The organism is Streptomyces sp. NPDC030893, from assembly GCF_055571535.1.
The window spans coordinates 85,125-105,836 of sequence record NZ_JBVIFC010000006.1; the positions used below are offsets into that span (position 1 = coordinate 85,125).

The following is a 20,712-nucleotide window of genomic DNA, read 5'->3' on the forward strand; positions in this document are numbered from 1 at the left end:
TTCCAGAGGAGACGCGCAAGGGCGAAAGGCGGCAGCCGGACAGGGAGCAGCTGCGTCAGAGGGCGGAAGAGCGGGTGATACTGCACGGTCGACTTCGGTCCATGCCAGCCCCACCTCCTCCGGCCGGTCCCTCGTGAGGGACGATCCACAATCCCCTGGGGGATGTCCCCATGAGCGGGGAGTGTCATACAGGCGTTCGGGAATCGCTCGGACGCATCGCGAGGCTGCCCGAAACCACCGGCCAAGCGTATCAGCCGACTGCCGTGTCAAGGCTCTGCTTTGCCCGGTACCGACGAGTTCTATGCTCGCCGCATGGCTGATGTTCTTCCTCTGGTCGAGGCCCGGCTGCGTACGGCGCTGGGCGAACCGGACGCGCGCGCGGCGGTCACCTTCCTGGGCACGGACCGTATCGAGGTGCTGCGCTTCCACGAGGGCGACATCGCGCGCTACGCCACGCTCGGCATGTCCGCGCAGCCCATGACCGACCCCACGGCGGTGGTCGCGGACCCGGTGAAGGGGCCGCGCGTCGAGCTGGTGCTGTCCGTGCGGGCCGGGGTCGCGGACACCGACAAGGTGCTCCGTCCGCTCGCCGTCCTGGCCGCCTCGCCGCAGGTCGAGGGCGTGGTCGTGGCCCCGGGCGCCTCGCTCGACGTGGGTGAACCGCTGTGGCCCGGCGCCCCGTTCACCTCCGTGCTGGTCGCCGAGCCGGGCGGGCTGGTGGAGGACCTGGAACTCGACGAGCCCCTGGACCCCGTACGGTTCCTGCCGCTGCTGCCGATGACCCCGAACGAGGCCGCCTGGAAGCGTGTGCACGGCGCGCCGGCCCTCCGGGAGCGCTGGCTGAACCAGGGCACGGACCTGCGCGACCCGAACCGCCGGTCCGCCTCGCTGGACTGAGGCCTCTGGCCGGAACGCGCCGCCGCGATGAATGTGTTCATTCCACAAGATGACTGCGCCGGCCGGGTGATCGTCCTTGACGTGGAGCGGCAGAGCTAGGACCGTGGGGCCCTATGAGGGGCGAACCCAGTTGCCCGAAGTGCGGTGGCCGGGTCAGGGCTCCCGGCCTCTTCTCGGATGCCTGGCAGTGCGATGTGCACGGCACCGTGCACCCGCTGCAGCCCGTGATACCGCCGAGCGTCGAGGCCCTCGAAGTCGTCGTGCACCGCACGAAGGTGCCGGTGTGGATGCCGTGGCCGCTCCCGGTCGGCTGGCTCTTCACGGGTGTGGCCAGCGCGGGCGACGACCGCACCGGGGGCCGGGCGACGGCCGTGGCCTGCACCGGTCCCGGACCGCTCGGCGGCATGGGCGAGCTGATCCTGGTCGCGGAGGAGCTCGGCGTGGGCCTGGGCGCGCGGTACGCGGGCACCGACGGCCCGGACCCGGGACCGTACATGAACGTGGAGAAGCCGCCCCAGGCGAAGGTGCTGGCCGCGGGCCGGCCGACCCCGCTCTGGCACGTCTCGAAGACGCCCGACGACCGCGCCGTGTTCGCCGGCGAGGCGCTCGGCATGTGGCTGTGGGCGGTGGTGTGGCCGGAGCAGTCCGGGCTGCTGATGTACGACGAGCTGGTCCTGGCCGACCTGCGGGACGCCGGGGCCGAGGTGGAACTGGTGCCGTGCGGGGCGCTCTCGCCACGGCTGCTCGGACCCTAGCGGCCCCCGAGCCGGCCGTAGGGGGTGCAGGGCGGGTTCGGGTATGACGGAGGAGGTTGAACATCCGGTTATCCTGAAGCGTCCCCATCCGTCCGTCACCGCTTGGAGTACCGCGTCGTGCGTATCGATCTGCACACTCACTCCACCGCGTCCGACGGTACGGACGCGCCGGCCGACCTGGTCCGCAAGGCTGCCGCCGCCGGTCTCGACGTCGTCGCGCTGACCGACCACGACACCACCCGCGGCCACGCCGAGGCGCTCTCCGCGCTGCCGGCCGGGCTCACGCTGGTCACCGGCGCGGAGCTCTCCTGCCGCCTCGACGGCGTCGGCATGCACCTGCTGGCCTACCTCTTCGACCCCGGGGAGCCGGCCCTGCTCGCCGAGCGCGAGCTGGTCCGGGACGACCGGGTGCCCCGCGCCAAGGGCATGATCGCCAAGCTGAACGCGCTGGGCGTGCCGGTCACCTGGGAGCAGGTGGCCGGGATCGCCGGTGACGGTTCGGTGGGACGCCCGCACGTGGCCTCCGCCCTCGTCGAGCTCGGCGTCGTACCGAGCGTGAACGACGCCTTCACCCAGGAGTGGCTGGCCGACGGCGGCCGCGCCCACATGGAGAAGCACGAGACCGACCCCTTCGAGGCCCTGCGGCTGGTCAAGAACGCGGGCGGGGTCGCCGTCTTCGCGCACCCCGCCGCGAGCAAGCGCGGCCGGACCGTGCCCGAGTCCGCGATCGCCGCGCTCGCCGAGGCCGGCCTCGACGGCATCGAGGTCGACCACATGGACCACGACCCCGACACCCGGGCGCGGCTGCGCGGCCTGGCCAAGGAGCTGGGGCTCCTGGTCACCGGGTCCAGCGACTACCACGGCAGCCGCAAGACCTGCGTCCTCGGCGAGTTCACCACGGACCCCGAGGTGTACGGCGAGATCACGCGCCGCGCGACCGGGGCGTTCCCGGTGCCGGGCGCCGGCGGAGTCTGAGACCCGCCCCCTCCTCCGAACCTCTTTCCCGCACGTCCGCACGTCTCCGTGTGCGCGCGTGCCGGCGCGTACGTCCTCGTGCGCCCCCGTACGTCCCTCACCAGTTCCTCAGCAAGGCAGTCATGTTCGACGTCGCCGTCTTCGGCTCTCTCTTCCTGACCCTCTTCGTCATCATGGATCCCCCCGGGATCACCCCGATCTTCCTCGCCCTGACCTCGGGCCGGCCCGCCAAGGTGCAGAAGCGCATGGCCTTCCAGGCCGTCTGCGTGGCCGGCGGTGTGATCACCGTTTTCGGGCTGCTCGGCCATCAGATCCTGGCCTACCTGCATGTCTCGGTGCCCGCCCTGATGATCGCGGGCGGACTGCTCCTGCTGCTGATCGCGCTCGACCTGCTGACCGGCAAGACCGACGAGCCCAAGCAGACCAAGGACGTCAACGTCGCGCTGGTCCCGCTGGGCATGCCGCTGCTCGCCGGGCCGGGGGCGATCGTGTCGGTCATCCTGGCCGTGCAGAAGGCCGACGGTGTCACCGGGCAGATTTCGGTCTGGTCGGCGATCCTCGCCATCCATGTCGTGCTGTGGCTGGTGATGCGCTACTCGCTGCTGATCATCCGGGTCATCAAGGACGGCGGAGTCGTCCTGGTGACGCGCCTGGCGGGCATGATGCTCTCCGCGATCGCCGTGCAGCAGATCATCAACGGCGTCACCCAGGTGATCCGGGGCGGTTGAACCCCGCGCCGACCGGCCGCGCCCCGGCCCAGGACGACCGGAGCCCCCGTACCGTGGCGGTACGGGGGCTCCCGAGCATGCATAACGGGGTCCCGGCCCATGCGGCCGGCCTCCCGGGTACAAGCGTTATGAGGCCGGTGTGTCGGCCGGGCGGATCCACAGGCGCTGTCCGATGGCGGCGGCCTGCTGCACGATGCGGTTGACGGAGGCGGCGTCCACAACGGTCGAGTCCACGGGTGTGCCGTCGACGTCGTCGAGTCGCATGATTTCGAAGCGCAAGGGGCTTCTCCCTTCGTCTGGTCATCCTCCTGAAGGAGAACTGCTCGGTGGGCGGCCACGGGCCGGACCGGCCCGCGTTTCACCCGCGTCCATGACGGGTTCAACGGGATGTGGGGGGCAAACATTCCCTACGCTAAAGAAATTTTTCGATCGACTAAATACTGACGAGTAAGGCTTTCGAAGGAGACCGACCGGGACCGGTTGTGTTCGTAGCGTGACCACCGGGAGAATGGAGGTGATGAACGAAGACCTCGCGGCCCTGCACGCCCGTATCGATCGCACGAACGAACTGCTCCAGCGCATGCTCGCCGAGGTGGCGAAGACGCCCTCGACGCATGCGATCTTCGTCGACGCCGGCTACCTGTACGCGGCCGCGGGGCGGCTCGTGGCCGGCACGGAGGACCGCCGGGCCTTCGACCTCGACGCCGAGGGGCTCATCGACGCGCTCATCGACCGGGCCCGCACCGTCTTCGCCGACAGCCGACTGCTGCGCGTCTACTGGTACGACGGGGCCCGCCGGCGCATCCACACCGCCGAGCAGCAGACCATCGCCGAACTCCCCGACGTCAAGGTCCGCCTCGGCAACCTCAACGCCAACAACCAGCAGAAGGGTGTCGACTCCCTGATCCGCACCGACCTGGAGTCACTGGCCCGGCACCGCGCCATCAGCGACGCGGCCCTGCTCGGCGGCGACGAGGACCTCGTCTCGGCCGTCGAGGCGGCCCAGGGGTACGGCGCGCGGGTCCACCTCTGGGGCATCGAGGCGCCCGAGGGCCGCAACCAGGCCGAGCCGCTGCTCTGGGAGGTCGACAGCCAGCGCACCCTCGACCTCGACTTCTTCAAGCCCTACGTCTCACGGCGCACGGCACCGGCGTACGAGACCACCACCGGCCGGCCCACCCGCGAGGACGTCCGGTTCGTCGGCGCGCAGATCGCCGCGAAATGGCTGGTCGCGCGCGGCCGGGAAGCCATGGTGGAACTCCTCCCCGGCCACCCCTACCTGCCCGGCTCCGTCGACCAGGACCTGCTGGTGGAGGCGGAAGGCCTGCTCCAGTACTCCCTGCGCGGCCAGGCGGACCTGCGCCGCGCCCTGCGGGACGGCTTCTGGGACCATCTGCAGGCGCAGTACTAGCGGGAGCGGTGCGCGTCCCAGAAGCCGGCGAGGGCCCGGGCGGTCGGCGCGGGCCGGTCGACGGCGGGTGAGTGCTCGGCCCCGTCGACGACGGTGCGGTGCGCGCCCAGCCGCCGGGCCATCGTGTCGAGGTCCGGCACCGGCCAGGTGTCGTCGCGCTCGCCCGACAGGACGTGGAACGGCAGCGGCACGGCCGCCAGTTCGGCGACCCGGTCCGGCTCGGAACACAACTGACGTCCGGCGGCCAGCAGTTGCGCGGGCTTCGTGCCCAACCAGCGGCGCCGCAGGTGCTCCTGGCCGCCGACCCCGCGGGCCGGGCCGCCCACCTCCTCCGGCGGCCCCATGGCCAGGATCGCCTCCCAGCACTCGGCCATCGACATCACCGCGAGCGCGTCCCGCAGCAGTTTCACCCGCTGCTCCTGGGAGACGGAGATCCGTGCAGGCCCGGAGGAGACGAGGGTGAGGGTGCGGAAGGGGGAGTGGTCGAGGAGGACGGCGGCCCGGGCCACCTGGCCGCCGAACGAGTGCCCGACGAGATGCACGGGCGCGCCGAGGGCCTCCGCCTGCGCGAGCACGTCCCGTGCCAACTCCTCCTGGGCGTAGGCGGATTCGTCGTCCGGCCCGTCCGACTCGTACTGCCCACGTCCGTCCACCGCGACCGTGCGATAGCCGCGCGCGGCGAGCGGCTCGTGCACCAGCGCGAAGTCCTCCTTGCTGCCGGTGTACCCGGGCAGCAGCAACACGGTCCCGCGGGCCGTGACCCCGGTGGCCGGTGGCACGTCCACGACGGCGAACTCACCACGGGCGGTACGGAGCCGGCGCACGCCGGAGGACGGGGCGGAGGCGGGGTGGCTGGTCACGTGGGTGAGGGTAGCGGGTGCGGAGCGGCGGCCGGCCGGGGGAGCGGCGCGGGGTGCCGACATGGCGGCGGCCCGGTCCCCTGGGTGGGGACCGGGCCGTCGTCGGCGTGGCTGCGTCAGCTCTCCGTGGGCTCCGCGGCTGCCGCGACCTTGCGGGTGCGGCGGGCCTTGGGCTTCGCCTCCGCCTCGGCCTCCGGCGCGGACTGCGCGGGGATCTCGGCGGCGGCCTTGCGGGTGCGGCGGCGCGGCGCGGCCTCGGTGGCGACCGGCGCGTCGTCGGCCTCGGCGGCGGCTGCCGTCTTCCGCGCACGCCGGGGCTTGGCCTCGGCGGTGACGGTGTCGACGGCGGCTTCCGCCTTCTTGGCGGCCGTCTTGCGCGTACGGCGCGGCTTGGCCTCCGCCTCCTCGGTCTCCGGCGCCGACTGCGCCGGGATGCCGGCGGCGACGGCCGGCTCCTCCGCCTCGGCGGCCTTGCGGGTGCGGCGGCGGGGCTTCGCCTCGGTGGCTTCCGCCGTGTCGCCGGCGTCGGCGGCGGCTGCCGTCTTCCGCGTGCGCCGCGGCTTGGCCTCGGCACTGTCGACGGCCTCCTCGGCCTTCACCGCGGCGGCCTTCCGCGTACGGCGCGGCTTCGCCTCCGCCTCCTCGCCCACGGCCTCGACCGTCACGGCGGCCTTGCGGGCGCGGCGCGGCTTGGTCTCGGCGGCTTCGGCGGGTTCGGTGTTCGCCTCGGCCGTGTCGACCGCGGTCTCGGCCTTCGTGGCGGCCTTGCGGGTGCGGCGCGGCTTGGTTTCCGTGGCTTCGGCGGGTTCGGTGTTCGCCTCGGCGGTGTCGAGCGCGGTCTCGGCCGGCGCCGCGGTCTTGCGGGTGCGGCGCGGCTTGGTTTCCGTGGCTTCGGCGGGTTCGGTGTTCGCCTCGGCGGTGTCGAGCGCGGTCTCCGCGGGCGCCGCGGTCTTGCGGGTGCGGCGGCGGCGCGGTTCCGTGGCCGGGGCCTCGGCCTCGGGCTCCGGGGAGACCGGGGCGGCGACGGCCACCGCGGGTTCCTCGGCCGGGGACGGGTCGACGGCGGTCACTGTGTCCACCGCTGCCGTCTCCGCGGACCTGCGGGTACGGCGGCGACGAGCCTGCGCGGGGGCCTCGGCGATGTCCACCGGGGTGCCCTCGGCGGTGTCGACGGCGGACTCGGCCGCCTGCTCCGTCGCCACGGGCTCCGCCGGGCTCGCCGTGGCCGCCGACGGCGCACCCGAAGGCGCCCCGCCGCGGGTACGGCGGCGACGGCGCGGCGTACGCACCGCCGTGCCGGCCTCCGACTCACCGGCGTCCGCGACGGCCGGGGCGGCGGGCTGCTGCGCGGCGGCCTCGTCCAGCGGGGCACCGCCCCGCGTGCGGCGGCGGCGGCGCGGCGTACGCGTGGACGTCTCCCGCTCCTCGGGGCGGGAGCCACCGCGCCCGCCCCGGGCACCGCGCCCGCGCGGTGCGCGACCGCCCGGCTCGCCCAGGTCCTCCAGCTCCTCCGCCTCCAGCCCGGCCCGGGTCCGCTCCGAGCGCGGCAGGATGCCCTTGGTGCCCTCGGGGATGCCCAGGTCCGCGTACAGGTGCGGCGAGGTGGAGTAGGTCTCCGCCGGATCGCCGAAGCCCAGGTCCAGCGCCTTGTTGATCAGCTGCCAGCGCGGGATGTCGTCCCAGTCGACCAGCGTGATCGCCGTACCCTTCGCACCCGCGCGGCCGGTGCGGCCGATGCGGTGCAGGTACGTCTTCTCGTCCTCGGGGGACTGGTAGTTGATGACGTGGGTGACGCCCTCGACGTCGATGCCGCGGGCGGCGACGTCGGTGCAGACGAGCACGTCCACCTTGCCGTTGCGGAAGGCGCGCAGCGCCTGCTCACGGGCGCCCTGGCCGAGGTCGCCGTGGACCGCGCCGGAGGCGAAGCCGCGCTGCCGCAGCTGGTCGGCGAGATCGGCGGCGGTGCGCTTGGTGCGGCAGAAGACCATGGCCAGTCCCCGGCCGTCGGCCTGCAGCATCCGCGCGACCATCTCGGGCTTGTCCATGTTGTGCGCGCGGTAGACGAACTGCGTGGTGTTCGCGACCGTCGCGCCCTCGTCGTCCGGGGCCGTGGCACGGATGTGCGTCGGCTGGGACATGTAGCGCCGGGCGAGCCCGATCACCGCGCCCGGCATGGTGGCCGAGAACAGCATGGTCTGCCGCTTGACCGGCAGCATGTTGATGATCTTCTCGACGTCGGGCAGGAAGCCCAGGTCGAGCATCTCGTCGGCCTCGTCGAGGACGAGCGCCTTGACATGCTTCAGGTTCAGCTTCTTCTGCCCGGCGAGGTCGAGGAGCCGGCCCGGCGTGCCGACGACCACGTCGACGCCCTTCTTCAGGGCCTCGACCTGAGGCTCGTAGGCCCGGCCGCCGTAGATCGCGGTGACCCGCACGTTGCGCACCTTGCCGGCGGCGAGCAGATCACTGGTGACCTGCGTGCACAGCTCGCGCGTGGGAACGACGACCAGCGCCTGCGGGGTGTCGGTGAGGTCCTCGGGCCGCGCGCGGCCGGCTTCCACGTCCACGGGGACGGTCACGCGCTCGAGGAGCGGAAGACCGAAGCCGAGCGTCTTGCCGGTGCCGGTCTTGGCCTGGCCGATGACGTCCGTGCCCGACAGGGCCACGGGGAGCGTCATCTCCTGGATGGGGAAGGGAGTGGTGATGCCGACGGCTTCAAGGGCCTCGGCGGTCTCGGGGAGGATTCCGAGCTCTCGGAACGTCGTAGTCAGGGTGCTGCCTCTTCTGTGTGCGCGGTGCGAGGCGAGCGCGGGGGTCGTGTAGGGACCGTGATCGGGGACGTCGGCTGCCGCAAGGGCGGGGCCGAAGGACACGGGACCACTGCCGACGCTCGAGCGTTCGTACCGCTGAGGTGTCCCTCCGGATTCCGTACGCACTGTGTCGTACGACTTCAGAGGGCTGTCGGGTCGGAGCCGATCGGGCCACCGACCGGGCATCCTCATACATGCGGCCCGTCGAGTACGTCAGAGTGCTCAGCAGGCGCATTACCACCATACCCCGGATTCGCGCACACGCCATGGCCGATTTGGTCACGTAGCCGTCGTCACACTGATTGAGCAGGGCCTTCCGGGACGGGACAAGCGGGCTATTGTGCGCTTCATGACGAGCTCTGACAAGCCTGACAACGCCGCGGACACCCCCGACACCTCCGCCGGACACACCGGCGTCGCCGCCCTGGACTGGGCGGCCGCCTCGGCCGACCCCCAGTACCGTGCCGCCGTCGTGGATCTGCTCGGCGCGCTCGCGTACGGCGAACTGGCGGCGTTCGAACGGCTCGCGGAGGACGCCAAGCTGGCGCCCACACTGGCGGACAAGGCGGAGCTGGCGAAGATGGCCTCGGCCGAGTTCCACCACTTCGAGCGGCTGCGCGACCGGCTCGCCGAGATCGGCGAGGAGCCGACGCTCGCCATGGAGCCCTTCGTCGCCGCCTACGACGGCTTCCACCGGCAGACGGCCCCCTCCGACTGGCTGGAGGGCCTGGTCAAGGCCTATGTCGGCGACTCCATCGCCAGCGACTTCTACCGGGAGGTCGCGGCCCGGCTGGACTCCGACAGCCGCGCCCTGGTGCTGGCCGTGCTCGACGACACCGGGCACGGCGGCTTCGCCGTGGAGAAGGTGCGCGCGGCGATCGACGCGGAGCCGCGCGTGGGCGGCCGGCTCGCGCTGTGGGCGCGGCGGCTCATGGGCGAGGCGCTGTCGCAGTCCCAGCGGGTGGTGGCCGAGCGGGACGCGCTGTCGACGATGCTGGTGGGCGGTGTCGCCGACGGGTTCGACCTCGCCGAGGTCGGCAAGATGTTCTCCCGGATCACCGAGGCGCACACCAAGCGCATGGCGGCCCTGGGGCTGGCGGCCTGAGAGGTCCCCCGGACACCCGCGGTGTCCGGATCACCCCCGGCGCCACCGTCGGCGGCCCGTCAGGCGGTCGCCGACCGGCGGCGCAGTCTTCCCGCGGGGCGCAGCAGCAGGGAGAGGGACGCCACGGAGACGATCACCGCGCCGAGCAGTATCGTCAGGAAGTTGCCGGCGTCCAGCGCGGTGTTCATGACGAAGGCGCCGGACAGCGCTCCCGCCACCCCCGTCGGCAGGACCAGGGCGCGCGCGGGAAGTCGGTGCGGCAGGCGGTGATACGCCGCCCACGCCAGGGCCAGGCCGAGGATCGCGGAGCTGAGCGCTTCCAAGAGCATGCTGGGGTCCCTCCCACATGGCCGGCCTGCTCACATCGGTCGTAGCCCGTCCTACCCCTGACCTGCGGAATGCAATCCACCCGTGAGGGTGGCCCCTGTGCGGAACGGCGGCAGGACACGCGGAAGGGCCCGGCGGTACGGAACCGCCGGGCCCTTCTCACGATGTCCGGTCGCCGCCTACAGCGCGCCGAAGCCCACCTTGCGCGGGGCCGGCTCGCCGATCTCGACGTAGGCGAGACGGTCGGCCGGGACCAGGATCTTGCGGCCGTGCTCGTCCACGAGGCTCAGCAGCTGCGACTTCCCGGCCAGCGCCTCGGCCACCACACGCTCGACCTCCTCGGCGCTCTGACCGCTCTCCAGAACGATCTCGCGGGGCGCGTGCTGCACGCCGATCTTGACCTCCACGGCTATGTCCCTCCGACGGTCAGTGAAGTGCGCGACCTTCCGCGCCGTACCAGCACACATTAGCCCGGTGAGGGGAGGTACATGCCGCGCCCGGCAACGCCAGGAGCGAACAGCCAACGGGAACAAACGCCCCCGTGCCCTCAGTGCTGCTGATCGCTGCCGTGCAGCGGGAATCCGGCGATGCCCCGCCAGGCCAGCGAGGTCAGCAGCTGCACCGCCTGGTCGCGCGGCACGCTGCGGTCGCTGTGCAGCCAGGACCGCGCCACCACCTGCGCGAGCCCACCCAGCCCCGAGGCCAGCAGCGTCGACTCCGCACGCGACAGCCCGGTGTCCTCCGCGATGACGTCGCAGATCGCCTCCGCGCAGTCGCTGGTCACCTTGTCGACGCGCTCGCGCACGGCGGGCTCGTTCGTCAGATCCGACTCGAACACCAGGCGGAAAGCGCCGCCGTCGTCCTCCACGTACGCGAAATAGGCGTCCATGGTCGCCCGGACGCGCTGCTTGTTGTCCGTCGTCGAGGCCAGCGCCTGGCGCACCGACTGGATCAGTGCCTCGCAGTGCTGGTCCAGCAGCGCCAGATAGAGATCGAGCTTGCCGGGGAAGTGCTGGTACAGCACCGGCTTGCTGACCCCCGCGCGCTCGGCGATGTCGTCCATCGCCGCCGCGTGATAACCCTGCGCGACGAAGACCTCCTGGGCGGCGCCCAGCAATTGGTTCCGCCGGGCACGGCGCGGCAGGCGTGTACCCCTCGGGCGTACCGCGTCCGTCTGCTCGATGGCTGTCACGCCGCCTCCCATTGTTGTCCCTGTGCGGTGTGAGCCGCGCCGCCATCGTACTTTTCGGTAACCGTGGTGTGCGCGGCGAGAGTGCAGAATTTCACGGACCGGACGGAGGCGAAAGCCGTACCGACGGTTTCAAAAGCTGTCAGAGCGGGCAAGAAGTGTCCCTTTGTTGCTCGGCGGGGTCGCTCGGCGGCATCCCGGCCGGTGCGCTCCTCACCGGTAGTCGTCCTCGTCGAGGGAGACGACCCGGGCCTGCTCCACCAGGTCCGCCTCGCTGCCGCGGTCAGGGTCGACGCCGGTCAGCGGGTCGTCGTGGTCCGGCGCCACCTCCGCCTGCTGCTCCGCCGCGTCGCCCTCCGGCGCCTCGACGTCGTACTCCCGCTCCTCGGGCACGTCCTCGTCCTGCGCGAACGTCTCGGGGTCGGTCGGGTCTACGGCCATGCTGGGCTCCCTTCCTATGAACGTCCCTGAGGATGCAGGGGCCACATACGGGTGCCCTCTCCATGAGCCTAGGAGACACCCGATCCGTACGCCATGCGATCCGCGACCGGGGTGTGACAGGGTGCGCACGCCCGTGAGCCGGGGCGCACGCCGTGAACGCGCGCCGGGCCGGGGCGCGCTGTGACGCCGAACACATGAGCCAGTACGTGATCGTCTCGTAACATTGCCGCATGTCTTCGACCGAGCTGCCGTCCGTGCCGCCCGCAAACGTGCTCCCCGAAGTGGCGGACGTCAGGGTCGCCGACGGCGAGCGGCTCAGTTCGGTGGAGCTGCCCGGCGTCACCCTCTCGATCCGGTCGAGGCCGCCCGCGCGGGAGGGCCTGCCGCCGGCGCTCTACGTCCACGGACTCGGCGGCTCCTCCCTGAACTGGTCGGCCCTCATGCCGCTGCTGCACGACGTCGTCGACAGCGAGGCCGTGGACCTGCCCGGCTTCGGCAACTCCCCGCCGCCGGACGACGGCGACTACTCGATCACCGCGCACGCACGCGCGGTGATCCGCTATCTCGAGGTCTCCGGGCGCGGCCCGGTGCATCTCTTCGGCAACTCGCTCGGCGGTGCGGTCACCACCCGCGTCGCCGCCGTCCGCCCCGATCTCGTCCGCACCCTCACCCTCGTGTCGCCGGCCCTCCCGGAACTGAGGGTGCAGCGCACCGCCGTCCCCACGGGACTCCTGGCGGTCCCCGGGATCGCACTGCTGTTCACCCGCATCACGCGGGAGTGGACGGCGGAACAGCGGGTGCGCGGCGTGCTGAAGCTCTGTTACGGCGACCCCGCGCGGGTGTCGCCGGAGGGGTTCCGCGACGCCGTGCGGGAGATGGAACGGCGGCTGCGGCTGCCGTACTTCTGGGACGCGATGGCGCGCTCCGCGCGGGGGCTCGTCAACGCGTACACGCTGGGTGGCCAGCAGGGACTGTGGCGCCAGGCCGAGCGGGTGCTCGCGCCGACGCTGCTCGTCTACGGCGGCCGGGACCAGCTCGTCGGCTTCCGGATGGCGCAGCGTTCGGCGCGCGCCTTCCGCGACTCCCGGCTGGTGACCCTCCCGGACGCGGGGCACGTGGCGATGATGGAATACCCCGAGACCGTGGCCCTGGCTTTCCGTGAACTCCTCATGCAGGCAACGGATTCTGCCGATGAGGGGGATACTGGGCAGCCGGGCGCGCAGGGCGCTCCGGGACCGCCCGCCGACGCCGGTGGCGGAACCACCGCAGACGACATGAGGGGCTGAGGCGCGACGTGGGACGCCACAGCCGTCGTGGACCCGCCCCGAAGGGCGCGGCCCCGGACACCGCCGCGCCGCGCAAGGGCCGGGACGCCCGTCCGGGCGTGCGCGGGACGCCCCAGGCTCCGCCGGCCCAGGGCCCGGGGAGGGCGACCACCGGCCCCGCCGAGGGGTACGCGGCTCCGTACGGGAACCCGCCAGCGACTCCGGCGCACGGCACTCCGGGGTCTCCGGGGTACGGCGGACCGGGCTACGCGGGACCGGCGGCATACGGCACTCCGGCCGGGGGCGTACCGCGCCACCCGGACGGGACTCCGGCACACGGTGTGCCACGCCTGCCGGACGGATGGGCCCCGGAGGGGACACCGGCGCACGGCTTTCCGCGCCATCCGGACGGGACCCCGGCCCACGGACTTCCGCGGTTCGCCGGCGGAGCCCCGCCGCAAGGTGTCCCGGGACGGCCCGACGGCACTCCGCCGCACGGTGTTCCCCAGGCCCGCGGCGGCCACCCCGAGCAGTGGGAACCCGGGGGCGCCTGGGGGACGTTGAACGGCCGGACGACGGCCGGAGCGGGACACGGCACGCCGGCCGCCGGGCAGGAAGTGCCCCTCCCGAGACAGCGGCAGGCTCCTCACGGAGACCCGCGAGGCCCGCACGGCCGGCGCGGTCCGGGAGGCCCGCGACAGGACTACCTCGACGCCTTCGCCGAGGACGGCGACCTCTTCACGCCGCGCACGCCCGTCGCCGCACCCCGCCCGCCCGACTCCGCGCACCCCGCCGACCCCTACGCCGCCGTCACCGACTGGGACGGCGCCCCGGACACCGGCATCGTCGCCGACGCGGACGACGGCGACGAGCCGCCGCCGTCCGGCGCGGCCGCGGAAGCCAGAGGCGGCAAGGGGCGTGCGTTCACCGGGATCGCGGCCGCCGCCGTCACCACCGTCCTGGCGGTCGTGGTGGCCGGCCAGGTCGCCGAGGAGCAGGACGCCGCCGGCGTGCAGGCGCGGTCCACCGGTGAGCAGGCCCGCGACGTCCGGGACTCCCCCTCGCGCGGTGACGAGCGGGGGACACCCGCCGCCCCCTCCGCCCAGCCGCCGACGTACGAGCAGAAGATGGGCAAGAAGTACCCGCTCGGCGCCACGCGCGCGGGCAGCGGGAAGTTCGAGGCGATCACCGGCATCGACAAGGCCCCCGGCAAGGGCGAGAAGATCACCTACCGGGTGGACGTGGAGCAAGGGCTCGGCCTCGACGGCGAGCTCTTCGCCGAGGCCGTGTACAAGACGCTCAACGACGACCGCAGCTGGGCGCACAACGGCGCCCGTACCTTCGAGCGCGTCCACTCCGGGCGCGTCGACTGGGTGATCACCCTCGCCAGTCCCCCGACGACCGCCGACTGGTGCGCCAAGTCCGGCCTGGACACCACCGAGGACAACGTCTCCTGCGACTCCGCGGCCACCGAACGCGTGATGATCAACGCGTACCGGTGGGCACAGGGCTCCGAGACCTACGGCGACGACATCCACGCCTACCGCCAGATGCTGATCAACCACGAGATCGGCCACCGTCTCGGTTACAACCACGTCACCTGCGACAAGGACGGCGACCTCGCCCCGGTGATGCAGCAGCAGACCAAGTTCCTCGACCACGACGGAATCAGCTGCCGTCCCAACCCCTGGGCCTACCCGAACGCCTGATCATCATCTGATCGCCGTGTGAGCGCGCTCGGCATCCCGAACGCGCCCCGCGCGGGAAAGTTACGCCCGTTCACCCCTTTTGGTGGCGTGATGGACAACCGTCCGTCGCGCCACCACCTCTTCCGCATACGTTCGTCCCGCTGCGAGCCGCCGGGCCAACGGCGGCTCCCCACACGGGAGATCGGGGGTGCACACGTGCGCATCGGACTGCTTACGGAGGGTGGTTATCCGTATGTGGACGGTGAGGGCGGGCTCTGGTGCGATCGCCTGGTGCGCGGACTCGACCGACACGAGTTCGACGTCTACGCGTTCAGCAGCGGCGAAGCCCAGGAGGACGCCGGTTGGGTGCCGCTCCCGCCCCAGGTCCGCAGGGTGCGCACCGCGCCCCTGTGGACGGCGGAGGACGACGGGGTGGTGTACGGCCGCCGCGCACGCCGGCGGTTCGCGGAGCACTACGGCGAACTGGCCACCGTCCTCTGCGCCGCCACGGACTCCGTAGCCACGGACTCCGTAGCCACGGGCCCCGCAGCCACGGACTCCGCCGCCACGGATTCTGCCGCCCCCGAGGCGGACCGTTTCGCCACCGCTCTGCACGGCCTCGCCGAACTCGCCCGCGACGAAGGCGGCCTGGTCGCCGCGCTCCGCTCCGAGACGGCCGTGCGCGCCCTGGAGCGCGCCTGTCGTGCGCCCGGCGTCCAGCGCGCCGCCCGCGAGGCCCGTGTCCCCGATCTGCTGACCGTCGCCGCGCACCTGGAGCGCGCCCTGCGCCCCCTCTCGCTCGACTGGTACGAGGAGGACGGCCTCGGCGCGGTGGACCTGTGCCACGCCGCCGCCGGGGGAGTGGCGGCGCTCCCTGGCCTGCTCGCGCACCACTTCCTCGGCATCCCGCTGCTGGTCACCGAGTACGGCGTACGGCTGCGGGCGCACTACCTCACCCGGCCCGACTCCCCGCCCGCGGTCCGCTCCCTGCTCGCCGCCTTCCACGGCAGGCTCGCCGCCGAGACCTACCGCCGGGCCGCGTTCGTCACACCGGGCAACACCCACGCCCGCCGCTGGCAGGAGCGCTGCGGCGCCGACCGGGCGAAGCTGCGCACGGTGTACCCGGGCATCGACCCCGCGCCCTTCGCCGCCGTGGGGGAGTCCCCGCACAGCGCGGACCCGTACACCCTCGTCCGGGTCGGCCGGGTGGAGCCGGCCAAGGACCTGGTCTCGCTGCTGCACGCCTTCGCGGAGATCCGCGCGCAGGAGCCGAAGGCCCGCCTGCGGATCATCGGCGGCCCGTCCGGTCCCGAGGGCGCCGCCTACCTCGGCCACTGCATGGCACTGGCCGCCCAGCTCTTCCCGGACGAGGCCGACGGCCCGCACGCCGTCGGCGACAACCCGGTGTCCTTCGAGGAACCCGGCGGCCCCGGCCTCGCGACCCCCGCCGACGCCTACGCCGCCGGGGCCGTGGCCGTCCTGTCCAGCGTCGTCGAGGGGTTCCCCGTGGGCCTGATCGAGGCGATGCTCTGCGGGCGCGCGACCGTCTCCACGGACGTCGGCGCGGTCGTGGAGGCCGTCGGCGGCACCGGTCTCGTCGTACCCCCGCGCAATCCGCGGGCGCTCGCCGAGGCCTGCGTCGCCCTGCTGCGCGACCCCGAGCGCCGCACACGCCTCGGAGCCGCCGCGCGCGCCCGCGCACTCGAACTGTTCACCGTCGACCAGAACGTCGCGGCCTTCCACGGTCTCTACCTGGAGATCGTCGCGCGCACCCCGGTCCGCCGCCCCGTCCTCGACGACACCGGCCACCCCCTGCCCTTCGCGGCGCCCGCCGAGGCCCACGTCCCCGGCCACTGGACCGACCCCACCCCCCGCGCCGTCCCCAGCTGGGCCATGGAGACGCCGGTACCCGCGACGGAGACAGTCCGATGAACGACCTCGGCGAACTGAACCGCGGTACGCCCCCCGGGGCGGCCGACCCCGTCAAGGCGCTCCTGCACCGCCACCACGACCTGTGCCTGCGGGCCGTGGACCCCCTCGAGATCGCGGCGGGCCTGGAGGCCCACGGCATCACCGACCGCACCGCCGCCCGCTTCCGCCACCGCGACGTCTTCTCCCTGGCGGAGGAGCTCTACGCCCGGGCCCCCCGCGACGACGACTCCCGCCGCCCCGCCCCGATGGGCGCCGCACCCCTCGACAGGACCGCCGTCCTCCTCCCCTTCCTCCCCGGAGCCGTGTGCGCGGCCTCGGTGACCGCCCTGCGCCACACCGAGGGCGAGACCCGCCTCTACGCGGCGGCCGCCGGCATCCTCGCCCTCGCCCTCGCCCTGCGCGCCGTACTGCGCCGGGGCCCGCTGAGCACCCCCGCCCACACGCCCCGCCCGGCCACCGCGTCCCGGACCTGCTGGCTCATCGGCTACGCCCTGCTGGGCGACGGCCTGCTGCACATGGCGCTCACCGGCGGCCCCGACGGTCCGCCCGACGGCACCACCGCAGGACACTGGCCGCTCGCCCTCGCGCCCGTCCTGGCGCTCGCCCTCGCCTGCGCGCCCGCCGCCGGGGCCGCCCATCTCTTCGGCACCCGCGCCCGCCACAGGCTCGCCTCCAGCCGTGGCCTCGAGGACTTCGCCGCCTCGGTACGCCCCCTGCTGCTGGGTGCGTTCGCCCTGTTCCTGCTCGCGCTGACCGCCCTGCTCACCGGGGTCTCCGCGCTCCTCGGCGAACCCCTGGCTCTCCCGGAGACGCTCGCTCTCGGTGCCCTGCTCTTCCTGGCCCGCCTCCTCACGGTCCACGGCTTCACCCACGCGCCGAAGGTGATCCTCACGCTCACGGCCACCGTCCAGGCCACGGCGCTGGCGACGGTCTTCGCCGCCCGCCTCCCCGGCTGCGGCGCCCTGTCCGCACCGGTGGAAACCCTGACCGCCTGGCACCCCGCGGCCGTCCCCACCCTCACCTGCGGTGCGGCCGCCCTGGTCCTCCTGGTCCACGCGGCCCGCAGACTCCCCCGCGCCTCGGCGCACATCCCTCCGGAGCCGGCACGGTGACCGGCCGGCGCGTGACCGAGCACCCCGGCACGGGCGGCTCCCGCCGCCCCCACCCCGAGCCGCCGGGCGGAACGACGCGCCACGAGCAGTACGACCCCCACCCCGAAGGAGAACCCCACATGACCTCCCGCCCCGCAGCTCCGCACCACCCCGAAGGAGCCGCCCGATGAGAGTCCTGCTGATCGGAGCCAACGGCTACATCGGCCGCTTCGTGGCCGACCGCCTCCTCGCCGACCCCGCCGTCCAGCTCACCGCCCTCGGCCGCGGCGACGACGCCGACGTCCGCTTCGACCTCGCCACCGGCAGCCCCGGCGCCCTCACCCGCTTCCTCGACGCCGTCCACCCCGGCGTGGTGGTCAACTGCGCGGGCGCCACCCGGGGCGGCGCCCGCGAACTCACCCGTCACAACACCGTCGCCGTCGCCACCGTCTGCGAGGCCCTCCGCCGCAGCGGCTGCGGAGCGCGGCTCGTACAGATCGGCTGCGGCTCGGAGTACGGCCCCAGCCAGCCCGGCTCCTCCACCGCGGAGGACGCCGTCCCCCGCCCCGGCGGCCCTTACGGCGTCAGCAAGCTCGCCGCCACCGAACTGGTCCTCGGCTCCGCCCTGGACGCCGTGGTCCTGCGGGTCTTCTCACCCGTCGGCCCCGGCACCCCCGCCGGCTCCCCCCTCGGCCGGCTCGCCGAGGCCATGCGCCGGGCCATGCAGTCCGGGGACGCCGAACTGAAGCTCGGCGGCCTGGGCGCGCAACGGGACTTCGTCGACGTCCGCGACGTGGCCCGCGCCGTCCACGCCGCCTCCCTCTCCGCCGCCCAGGGCGTCATCAACATCGGCTCCGGCCGGGCCGTCCGCCTCCGCGACGCCGCCGGAATCCTCGCCCGGGTGGCCGGCTACGGCGGCGCCCTCAACGAACTCGACAACCCGCCCGGCCTGCACCACCCCCCCACCCCCCACATGACCCACGCCACCAGCGGCCCCCACCTCAGGCCCACCATCGGCCACCCCCGAGCCGACTCCGACCACCACCCCGGCGCCACCGCGCCCGCCGCCTTCCCGTACCCCGACGGCTGCGGCACCTGGCAGCAGGCGGACGTCCGCACCGCCCGCGACCGCCTCGGCTGGCGCCCCCGCATCAACCTCGAGGAATCCCTGGCCGACATCTGGATGGAGGCGGCATGCCGTATCTGACCAGCACCAGACCCGGCACCGCGACCACGGACGTCCGCACCGGCTTCGGCATCCCCGGCTTCGCGCACCCCCTCCTCGCCCCCACCGAGTGGAACAGGCTGACCCGCCCCGGCACGCCCCTGCACTGGGTGGTGCTCGACGTGGCCGACGGCCCCGGCGTCCAGCCCGACCCGCAGTGCCTGGAAGCGGCCGGCCGCCTGCGCAACACCGGTGTCCGAGTCCTCGGCCACCTCGACACCGCCCACGGCCTGCGTTCCTTCGGCGAGGTGATCTCGGACGCACACCGCTTCCTGGACTGGTACCAGGTCGACGGCTTCCTCCTGCACCGCTGCCCCGCCGACCCCGCCGCGCTCCCCGAGGTGCGGCGGATCATCGGCACGCTCCGGGTCATCCACGAGGACGCCCACATCGTCCTCGGCCACGGCACGCACCCGTACCCCGGATACGCCGACCACGCCGACCAGCTGGTCACCTTCTCCGGCGCGTGGAGCGACTACCGCTGGTCCCAGGTGGCCGAGTGGACCGCCGACCACCCGCCCGAACGCTTCTGCCACTTCGTGCACGGAGTGCCCGGGCCGCACCTGGACGAGGCCCTGCGCATCGCCCGCTGGCAGGGCGCGGCGACGATCTACTTCACCGACCACGCCCCCGGCCACCACACCGATCCCTGGGAACCGCTGCCCGGCTACTGGGACGACATCGTCTCGCGTATCGGAACGGGTGTCTCGGAATGAAAAAGCGCATGGCAGTGTTAAGCAGAGAACAACCGTAGTGATCGACCGACCAACGGAGTCCCCGTGTCGCTGCCACCCCTGGTCGAGCCGGCCCCCGAGCTCACCGTAGACGAGGTCCGCAGGTACTCCCGCCACCTGATCATCCCCGATGTGGGGATGGACGGGCAGAAGCGGCTGAAGAACGCCAAGGTGCTCTTTGTGGGCGCCGGCGGCCTGGGTTCCCCGGGGCTGATGTACATGGCCGCGGCGGGCGTGGGCACGCTCGGCATCGTGGAGTTCGACGAGGTCGACGAGTCGAACCTGCAGCGCCAGGTCATCCACAGCCAGGCCGACATCGGCCGCCCCAAGGCCGAGTCCGCGCGGGACACGATCAAGGGCATCAACCCGTACGTGAACGTGATCCTCCACGAGGAGCGGCTCGAGGCCGACAACGTGAAGGACATCTTCGGCCAGTACGACCTGATCGTCGACGGCACGGACAACTTCGCGACCCGCTACCTGGTCAACGACGCCTGTGTACTGCTGAACAAGCCGTACGTCTGGGGTTCGATCTACCGTTTCGACGGCCAGGCGTCGGTCTTCTGGTCCGAGCACGGTCCCTGCTACCGCTGCCTCTACCCGGAGCCCCCGCCGCCCGGCATGGTCCCCTCCTGCGCCGAGGGCGGCGTCCTCGGCGTGCTCTGCGCGTCCATCGGCTCCATCCAGGCCAACGAGGCCATCAAGCTGCTCGCCGGCATCGGTGAGCCCCTCGTCGGCCGCCTGATGATCTACGACGCCCTGGAGATGCAGTACCGCCAGGTCAAGGTCCGCAAGGACCCCGACTGCGCGATCTGCGGCGAGAACCCGACCGTCACCGAGCTCATCGACTACGAGGCCTTCTGCGGCGTCGTGTCCGAGGAGGCCCAGGCGGCGGCCGCCGACTCGACGATCACTCCCAAGCAGCTCAAGGAGTGGATCGACGACGGCGAGAGCATCGAGCTCATCGACGTCCGCGAGCCGAACGAGTTCGAGATCGTGTCCATCCCGGGCGCCCGGCTGATTCCCAAGAACGAGTTCCTCATGGGCAACGCCCTGGAGAGCCTCCCGCAGGACAAGAAGATCGTCTTGAACTGCAAGACGGGTGTCCGCAGTGCGGAAGTCCTCGCCGTTCTGAAGTCCGCGGGCTTCGCCGACGCCGTTCACGTGGGCGGCGGCGTGATCGGCTGGGTCAACCAGATCGAACCGGCGAAGCCGGTCTACTGAGCCGCACCGTCCGCTTCCGAGGCGGGGGCTCCGGGCACCACGGGTGCGCGGAGCCCCC

The 20,712-nt window shown here is 73.0% G+C and carries 20 protein-coding genes; 13 read left to right on the forward strand and 7 right to left on the reverse strand.

Annotation, left to right across the window (positions count from 1 at the left end):
- Positions 1-312: 312 nt before the first annotated feature.
- The 4 genes from ACZ434_RS14495 to ACZ434_RS14510 all read left to right on the forward strand — a co-directional run bounded on the left by ACZ434_RS14495 (position 313) and on the right by ACZ434_RS14510 (position 3,355).
- On the forward strand, positions 313-897 hold the full coding sequence (locus tag ACZ434_RS14495) for a suppressor of fused domain protein (RefSeq protein WP_468455469.1): 585 nt from the start codon (positions 313-315) through the stop codon (positions 895-897).
- A 113-nt stretch (positions 898-1,010) separates the two neighbouring features.
- Positions 1,011-1,652 (forward strand): DUF6758 family protein, encoded by a 642-nt coding sequence (locus tag ACZ434_RS14500; protein WP_468455471.1) that lies wholly within the window; start codon positions 1,011-1,013, stop codon positions 1,650-1,652.
- 117 nt (positions 1,653-1,769) lie between these two features.
- Positions 1,770-2,627: a PHP domain-containing protein gene (locus ACZ434_RS14505; protein ID WP_468455473.1), complete on the forward strand. Its 858-nt coding sequence runs from the start codon at positions 1,770-1,772 to the stop codon at positions 2,625-2,627.
- Positions 2,628-2,749: 122 nt separating this feature from the next.
- Positions 2,750-3,355: a MarC family protein gene (locus ACZ434_RS14510; protein ID WP_468455475.1), complete on the forward strand. Its 606-nt coding sequence runs from the start codon at positions 2,750-2,752 to the stop codon at positions 3,353-3,355.
- Between the two features lie 126 nt (positions 3,356-3,481).
- Here ACZ434_RS14510 and ACZ434_RS14515 read toward each other — a convergent pair whose 3' ends face one another.
- Positions 3,482-3,634 carry a hypothetical protein gene (locus ACZ434_RS14515; RefSeq protein ID WP_106982064.1) on the reverse strand — a complete coding sequence of 51 codons (153 nt, stop codon included), beginning with the start codon at positions 3,632-3,634 and terminating at the stop codon, positions 3,482-3,484.
- A 229-nt stretch (positions 3,635-3,863) separates the two neighbouring features.
- On the opposite strand from ACZ434_RS14515, the gene ACZ434_RS14520 reads away from it, so the two are divergent.
- Positions 3,864-4,766 (forward strand): NYN domain-containing protein, encoded by a 903-nt coding sequence (locus tag ACZ434_RS14520; RefSeq protein WP_468455890.1) that lies wholly within the window; start codon positions 3,864-3,866, stop codon positions 4,764-4,766.
- On the opposite strand, the gene ACZ434_RS14525 is transcribed toward ACZ434_RS14520, so the two are convergent.
- On the reverse strand, positions 4,763-5,626 hold the full coding sequence (locus ACZ434_RS14525; RefSeq protein ID WP_468455478.1) for an alpha/beta fold hydrolase: 864 nt from the start codon (positions 5,624-5,626) through the stop codon (positions 4,763-4,765). The two genes, ACZ434_RS14520 and ACZ434_RS14525, sit on opposite strands and share 4 nt — an antisense overlap.
- Positions 5,627-5,742: 116 nt before the next feature.
- Positions 5,743-8,301 (reverse strand): DEAD/DEAH box helicase, encoded by a 2,559-nt coding sequence (locus tag ACZ434_RS14530; RefSeq protein WP_468455892.1) that lies wholly within the window; start codon positions 8,299-8,301, stop codon positions 5,743-5,745.
- Positions 8,302-8,782: 481 nt separating this feature from the next.
- On the opposite strand from ACZ434_RS14530, the gene ACZ434_RS14535 reads away from it, so the two are divergent.
- A complete protein-coding gene (locus ACZ434_RS14535) occupies positions 8,783-9,538 on the forward strand; it encodes a ferritin-like fold-containing protein (protein ID WP_468455480.1) in 756 nt (251 codons plus the stop codon).
- A 59-nt stretch (positions 9,539-9,597) separates the two neighbouring features.
- Here ACZ434_RS14535 and ACZ434_RS14540 read toward each other — a convergent pair whose 3' ends face one another.
- The 4 genes from ACZ434_RS14540 to ACZ434_RS14555 all read right to left on the reverse strand — a co-directional run bounded on the left by ACZ434_RS14540 (position 9,598) and on the right by ACZ434_RS14555 (position 11,495).
- Entirely contained in the window at positions 9,598-9,867 is a 270-nt protein-coding gene (locus ACZ434_RS14540) for a hypothetical protein (RefSeq protein ID WP_468455482.1), read from the reverse strand.
- 177 nt (positions 9,868-10,044) lie between these two features.
- Complete coding sequence (locus tag ACZ434_RS14545) at positions 10,045-10,272, reverse strand: DUF3107 domain-containing protein (RefSeq protein ID WP_019522837.1); 228 nt, start codon at positions 10,270-10,272, stop codon at positions 10,045-10,047.
- A 140-nt stretch (positions 10,273-10,412) separates the two neighbouring features.
- Complete coding sequence (locus tag ACZ434_RS14550) at positions 10,413-11,057, reverse strand: TetR/AcrR family transcriptional regulator (RefSeq protein ID WP_468455484.1); 645 nt, start codon at positions 11,055-11,057, stop codon at positions 10,413-10,415.
- A gap of 210 nt (positions 11,058-11,267) precedes the next feature.
- Positions 11,268-11,495: a hypothetical protein gene (locus ACZ434_RS14555; RefSeq protein ID WP_468455486.1), complete on the reverse strand. Its 228-nt coding sequence runs from the start codon at positions 11,493-11,495 to the stop codon at positions 11,268-11,270.
- A gap of 230 nt (positions 11,496-11,725) precedes the next feature.
- Here ACZ434_RS14555 and ACZ434_RS14560 point away from each other — a divergent pair, with 230 nt between their 5' ends.
- From ACZ434_RS14560 to moeZ, 7 genes are all read left to right on the forward strand, one after another.
- Positions 11,726-12,781 carry an alpha/beta fold hydrolase gene (locus ACZ434_RS14560; protein WP_468455488.1) on the forward strand — a complete coding sequence of 352 codons (1,056 nt, stop codon included), beginning with the start codon at positions 11,726-11,728 and terminating at the stop codon, positions 12,779-12,781.
- Positions 12,782-12,789: 8 nt separating this feature from the next.
- Entirely contained in the window at positions 12,790-14,469 is a 1,680-nt protein-coding gene (locus ACZ434_RS14565) for a DUF3152 domain-containing protein (protein ID WP_468455490.1), read from the forward strand.
- A gap of 195 nt (positions 14,470-14,664) precedes the next feature.
- Positions 14,665-16,380: a DUF3492 domain-containing protein gene (locus tag ACZ434_RS14570; RefSeq protein WP_468455492.1), complete on the forward strand. Its 1,716-nt coding sequence runs from the start codon at positions 14,665-14,667 to the stop codon at positions 16,378-16,380.
- Positions 16,377-17,492 carry a hypothetical protein gene (locus ACZ434_RS14575; protein ID WP_468455494.1) on the forward strand — a complete coding sequence of 372 codons (1,116 nt, stop codon included), beginning with the start codon at positions 16,377-16,379 and terminating at the stop codon, positions 17,490-17,492. The genes ACZ434_RS14570 and ACZ434_RS14575 overlap by 4 nt, the downstream gene beginning before the upstream one ends.
- Positions 17,493-17,658: 166 nt before the next feature.
- Positions 17,659-18,678, forward strand: coding sequence for an NAD-dependent epimerase/dehydratase (locus ACZ434_RS14580; protein ID WP_468455496.1), 1,020 nt, complete (start codon positions 17,659-17,661; stop codon positions 18,676-18,678).
- On the forward strand, positions 18,666-19,412 hold the full coding sequence (locus ACZ434_RS14585; RefSeq protein WP_468455498.1) for a spherulation-specific family 4 protein: 747 nt from the start codon (positions 18,666-18,668) through the stop codon (positions 19,410-19,412). The genes ACZ434_RS14580 and ACZ434_RS14585 overlap by 13 nt, the downstream gene beginning before the upstream one ends.
- A 63-nt stretch (positions 19,413-19,475) precedes the next feature.
- Entirely contained in the window at positions 19,476-20,654 is a 1,179-nt protein-coding gene (moeZ, locus tag ACZ434_RS14590) for an adenylyltransferase/sulfurtransferase MoeZ (RefSeq protein ID WP_468455500.1), read from the forward strand.
- Positions 20,655-20,712: the final 58 nt, after the last annotated feature.

What these genes read in the sequence shown, in the direction of transcription:
- ACZ434_RS14495 (WP_468455469.1), top strand. Translation starts at nt 313, where the DNA reads ATGGCTGATGTTCTTCCTCTGGTCGAGGCCCGGCTGCGTACGGCGCTG.
- ACZ434_RS14500 (WP_468455471.1), top strand. Translation starts at nt 1,011, where the DNA reads ATGAGGGGCGAACCCAGTTGCCCGAAGTGCGGTGGCCGGGTCAGGGCT.
- ACZ434_RS14510 (WP_468455475.1), top strand. Translation starts at nt 2,750, where the DNA reads ATGTTCGACGTCGCCGTCTTCGGCTCTCTCTTCCTGACCCTCTTCGTC.
- ACZ434_RS14520 (WP_468455890.1), top strand. Translation starts at nt 3,864, where the DNA reads ATGGAGGTGATGAACGAAGACCTCGCGGCCCTGCACGCCCGTATCGAT.
- ACZ434_RS14530 (WP_468455892.1), bottom strand. Translation starts at nt 8,301, where the DNA reads ATGACGCTCCCCGTGGCCCTGTCGGGCACGGACGTCATCGGCCAGGCC.
- ACZ434_RS14535 (WP_468455480.1), top strand. Translation starts at nt 8,783, where the DNA reads ATGACGAGCTCTGACAAGCCTGACAACGCCGCGGACACCCCCGACACC.
- ACZ434_RS14540 (WP_468455482.1), bottom strand. Translation starts at nt 9,867, where the DNA reads ATGCTCTTGGAAGCGCTCAGCTCCGCGATCCTCGGCCTGGCCCTGGCG.
- ACZ434_RS14555 (WP_468455486.1), bottom strand. Translation starts at nt 11,495, where the DNA reads ATGGCCGTAGACCCGACCGACCCCGAGACGTTCGCGCAGGACGAGGAC.
- ACZ434_RS14560 (WP_468455488.1), top strand. Translation starts at nt 11,726, where the DNA reads ATGTCTTCGACCGAGCTGCCGTCCGTGCCGCCCGCAAACGTGCTCCCC.
- ACZ434_RS14575 (WP_468455494.1), top strand. Translation starts at nt 16,377, where the DNA reads ATGAACGACCTCGGCGAACTGAACCGCGGTACGCCCCCCGGGGCGGCC.
- ACZ434_RS14580 (WP_468455496.1), top strand. Translation starts at nt 17,659, where the DNA reads ATGAGAGTCCTGCTGATCGGAGCCAACGGCTACATCGGCCGCTTCGTG.
- ACZ434_RS14585 (WP_468455498.1), top strand. Translation starts at nt 18,666, where the DNA reads ATGCCGTATCTGACCAGCACCAGACCCGGCACCGCGACCACGGACGTC.